Annotated in this window: 4 protein-coding genes and 2 pseudogenes; all 6 read left to right on the top strand. The window is 40.2% G+C overall.

Annotated elements, in window-relative coordinates:
• Positions 1-303 (top strand): hypothetical protein (locus tag PS3_RS10575; protein ID WP_235719977.1); only part of this gene is annotated, 303 nt, incomplete at its 5' end.
• A gap of 187 nt (positions 304-490) precedes the next feature.
• Positions 491-1,333 (top strand): Fic family protein, encoded by an 843-nt coding sequence (locus tag PS3_RS02030; RefSeq protein ID WP_050950795.1) that lies wholly within the window; start codon positions 491-493, stop codon positions 1,331-1,333.
• Positions 1,334-1,344: 11 nt separating this feature from the next.
• On the top strand, positions 1,345-2,154 hold the full coding sequence (locus PS3_RS02025; RefSeq protein WP_235719976.1) for a Fic family protein: 810 nt from the start codon (positions 1,345-1,347) through the stop codon (positions 2,152-2,154).
• A 165-nt stretch (positions 2,155-2,319) separates the two neighbouring features.
• The gene (apf, locus tag PS3_RS10825; RefSeq protein WP_040467915.1) at positions 2,320-3,321 is read left to right on the top strand and encodes an aggregation-promoting factor; all 1,002 of its coding nucleotides are present in this window, start codon (positions 2,320-2,322) and stop codon (positions 3,319-3,321) included.
• A 169-nt stretch (positions 3,322-3,490) separates the two neighbouring features.
• Positions 3,491-3,535: pseudogene (locus tag PS3_RS10900) on the top strand (KxYKxGKxW signal peptide domain-containing protein); the annotation flags it as partial.
• Between the two features lie 9 nt (positions 3,536-3,544).
• Positions 3,545-4,548 (top strand): annotated as a pseudogene (locus PS3_RS10565) (aggregation-promoting factor C-terminal-like domain-containing protein); the annotation flags it as partial.

Genomic DNA, 4,548 nt, shown 5'->3' with positions numbered 1-4,548 from the left:
ATTTTAAGTTTAAACCCCGATCATCCTTTCTTTAAGGAAATGGATGAACCTATAGAAAGGTTTAAACAGACCTTAAATTTGTTTGATTTGCCTGTATCGATTAAGGATCTAGAAGCAGATTTCGAAAACAAAAAAACGAGAAAGTTTAAAAAATGGTTTAATAGTGACTTAAATAGAACGAACAAGATAATTACAAGATATATTAAATATAATCGCGAGATGTTTCAGCAGTTTGAATTAGATATATATAAAGGAATTAAAGATATCCTGTTTGAAAATGGGATAATTATTAGAGAACTATAGTTCTTCTGAAACTATCATTTCTGATATACAACGCTCGTTTGATTAGCGGTTTGTCTTTTGAATAAATTCAGAACAGCAATGATATTGTAGGAATCAGAAGCTCTAACAAAGAACTTAATTCCGCTTTGATAGTGCTTATTCATCATTCATCAGGGCAAATTCGTTTTAGAGAAAAGTAATTCATTATTTGAGAATTGTTCAAGGTCATACAGAGTTAATTTGCAAAATTACAGATTTTCGTAAGCTGTGGTATGAATTAGTCGGTAATGTAGAATCCGGTGCACTACCAAATGGTAAGGTATCTTGGAAAGTTGCTGAAGCAATTTATGATGGGGATCGTCAAATCCATGCAGGTGATAATAATGAAACAGAAATCATTAATGATTTAGAAAGTTTGTTAGCCTTTATGAACTCGAATGATTTCGCTACTTTGCCGAAAGTGATTATTAGCCACTATTTCTATGAATATATCCATCCTTTTTACGATGGCAATGGACGAACTGGACGTTATATAATCTGTGCCTACTTAGTGCATTACCTCGATGCACTTACGGCGATTAATTTTTCCTCGGCAATTGCGGATGATAAGAATCGCTATTACAAGTCGTTTACGGAAATGGGAAATCCCATTAACCATGGTGATGCCACCTTGTTCATCATTCGAATCATGGAAATTATTCTGACTGGTCAGGAAAAAGCGTTAGAACAATTATCAACTGGAATCAATCGTTTAAAGCATGCAGATCAAATGTTAGATGATTTATTACCGTTACCCGTTGGTTATAGTGACCGTCAACGAAATATAGTAGTTGGAATGCGCGGAATTGTTAGGTATTTATATCAACAAGCTGTCTTTGGCTATTCACTAAATGCGAGTACGGATCAGGATCTCGCAAAGGTACTAGGAACCACACGTTATCGATTGGATCAGCAGATGAGTCACTTAGAAGCTCAAGGGATTATCAAGTTAATGCAGGAGATGCCGAAAATTCACCAGTTAACTAATGATGCTTATCTGAAGTTAGATTAGGAGGTATTCTGGTGACTGATTATCAAAAATTATTAAATAATATTACCCAGTTAAAGGATGAAATAGATCAGTTTCGGCCTTTGGATCAGGCGCAAGTAAAGTTACTAGAACAACAGATTCGGCTTGAACATGTCTGGTCTTCAAATGCCATTGAAGGCAGTACCCTTTCGATGAATGAAACGGCGTCAATTTTAAATACTGGGATGACTGTCCATGGGATGTCATTAAAAGAGGCGATGGAAGCTGTTGATTTGGCAGCTGCTTATGATTACATGTCCGAGCTGGTTAGTAAGCATACTCCGCTAAGTGAACGGATCATTCGGGATTTAAACCGCTTAGCGATGATCAAAAATAGTGATCCTCACACGGCAGGAGCTTATCGAGTGGTGGAAGCTTGGCCGTATGGAAGTGAATATCAACCATACGTTTCACCATTTGATATTCAACCGCGAATGCATGCTTTGATTGAATGGGTGCATACAGCTAGCGATCAATTACATCCAGTCGAGTACGCTGCGGAACTACACGAACGATTAGTCGCCATTCATCCCTTTGCTGATGGGAATGGCCGTACTGCTCGCTTGGTTATGAATCTAGCATTAACGGAAGCTGGTTATCCGGTCATTAACATTCAACCAGATGCCAAGGCTCGTCAAGCATATATGGATGCCTTAGGTCACGCTCGCTCGACCGGCGATTTATTACCATTTAAAGTTTTAATTGGAAATTACGTTCAGGAAACATTAGAAAACCGGATTGATTTATTAAGACGGAATGAAGACTATATAGCCGAAGCGCAAAGCGAATCGGATCTCTTCTGATTATTTAATTGAATAATCCCCCAAAGTTGAGCCATTGGCGCTAACTTTGGGGGATTTTTAACGACCTGATAACATAATGTTACAAAGTTGCAACATGGTCGTGATTAGCTTGTAATGCAAGCTTGATAAGGTAATATACATTAATTTGAAACCGAGGAAGAATCAATGAAATTAAATCAAACTGTTAAAGTAACTGCTGCTGTCGCTGGTGCCGTATCATTAGGAACTTTGGCATCAACCGTTAGTGCTAATGCTGATACGACTTATACTGTTCAATCAGGGGATACCTTATCCGGGATCGCGGTTAATTTTGGTCAATCATTGTCCTATGTTGATCAACTAGCTAGTGACAACAATATCGCTAACAAAGATTTGATTTTTGTTGGTCAACAATTAGTTGTGAAGGTGGCCGAAAGCGATTCGTCAGCAAGTACCACGACTGGGGTGCCTGCTGACCAAAGTTCCGCCTACAGCACTGCTAGTCCTAGCGCAACAACTACTACTGATGAAACGGTTAGTTCATCGACGCCTAGTTCTGCCAAAAACGATGACGCCACTAATTCCGCTGCGGTTAGTGATACCCAAGTAAGTAGTGCAGCCAGTGCGGATCAAGCCCAAGCTGCTAGCGTTTCGGCACCTTCATCAGCGAGTGAAGATTCCAGTGCTGAAAATATTTCTAGTGACTCAGATCAATCTTCAGCTGTAAGTTTGTCAGCAACTGGTGAAAGTGCGGATGCTGTTAGTTCCAGTAGTGAAGTTGAAATGAGTGATTCAGCATCGTCTTATTCTGCACCACTTTCTTCAGGTAGTGCGGTTAATGACCAAAATGAAGATACTAATAGTTTAGTAATTGATGATTCAGAAACGACGGAAGGTACTGCTTCCGAAACGACGACTGATACTACGAGTACAACAACTGATACTAGTTCGAGCACAACTTCTGATGAAGAAGCAGCCGCTAAGGAATGGATTGCCCAAAAGGAATCTAGTGGGTCTTATACTGCCCAAAACGGTCAATACTATGGTCGTTACCAATTATCTTTGTCATACCTAAATGGTGATTTGTCAGCCGAAAATCAAGAAAAAGTGGCCGATGCATACGTTACCAATCGGTATGGTTCCTGGGTCGCTGCCAAAGCCTTCTGGGAAGCCAATGGCTGGTACTAGGATTGCCATCAAATGTTACATTGAGGTGACAAAAGTTATCAAAGCATTACCTTTGATTAACATTCCCTTTGACTTAGCGGATTTGGGATGAAATTGTGATAAAGTATTAAACATTGAAAGAAAAATAATATTCAAAGACATTTTGTCAGGGAAGGAATTTTCTTAATCTATGGATAATAAAAAGCACTATAAGTTATATAAAAGCGGGAAACAATGGAAGACAGTTGCCCTTTCAGTGACAGCTGTTGCTCTTGGTTTAACTTTTGCCAATGTAACTGCTAATGCTGATACAACGACTACTAACACTGATAATGCAACGACTGCCGCGGTAACGACAGCTAGTTCAGCAACTAGTGAGGCATCATCAAATAGTACAGCTTCTTCATCAGTTGCTTCGACTGCTACCGATGCATCAACTTTAACTTCTGCTTCCAGCGCAACTAGTGCGTCGACTGCAGATTCAAGCGCCGTAGCTTCATCTGCATCAGTGCAGAATGGGATCGTTACTGAAGATGCGGGTACTTACTACTATGTTAATGGCGAAAAGCAAGTTGATGCTTTTTATACTAACGATAGTGGCCAAGTCTTCTACTTTGGTGATGATGGATTGATGTACAAGGATCAATTCTACAGTAACTGGGGCAACACCTACTACTTCGGTGAAGATGGGGCCCGTTATACTGATCAATTCTACAGTAACTGGGGCAATCTCTATTACTTTGGTGAAGGTGGGGTTCGCTACACTAACCAATTCTACAGTAACTGGGGAAATCTCTACTACTTTGGTGAAGGTGGAGTTCGCTACACTAACCAATTCTACACTAACTGGGGTAATATTTATTACTTTGGTGAAGACGGGGTTCGGTATACTAATCGACTTTACTCAAACTGGGGTAACAACTACTACTTTGGTTCAGATGGTGCTTTAGCCAAGAACACGACGGTTAACGTTAATGGTACTAATTACACTGCAAACGCTGATGGGGTTCTTTCCTCAAAGTCTGCAGAAGAAGAAGCGGCTAAGGAATGGATTGCGCAACGTGAATCTGGTGGTTCCTACACGGCCCGGAATGGTTCTTGTTATGGTCGTTACCAATTATTGATTTCATATCTTGGTGGTGATTTGTCACCAGAAAACCAAGAACGAGTGGCCGATAATTATGTGGCGAGTCGGTATGGATCAGTGGGTGGCTGCCAAGGCCTTCTGGCAATCACACAACTGGTATT

This window comes from Limosilactobacillus gastricus PS3, assembly GCF_000247775.1.
GTDB classification, from domain to species: Bacteria; Bacillota; Bacilli; order Lactobacillales; family Lactobacillaceae; genus Limosilactobacillus; species Limosilactobacillus gastricus_A.
Note: the sequence above shows the minus strand (reverse complement) of the source record. Positions and strands in the feature narration are given on the sequence as shown.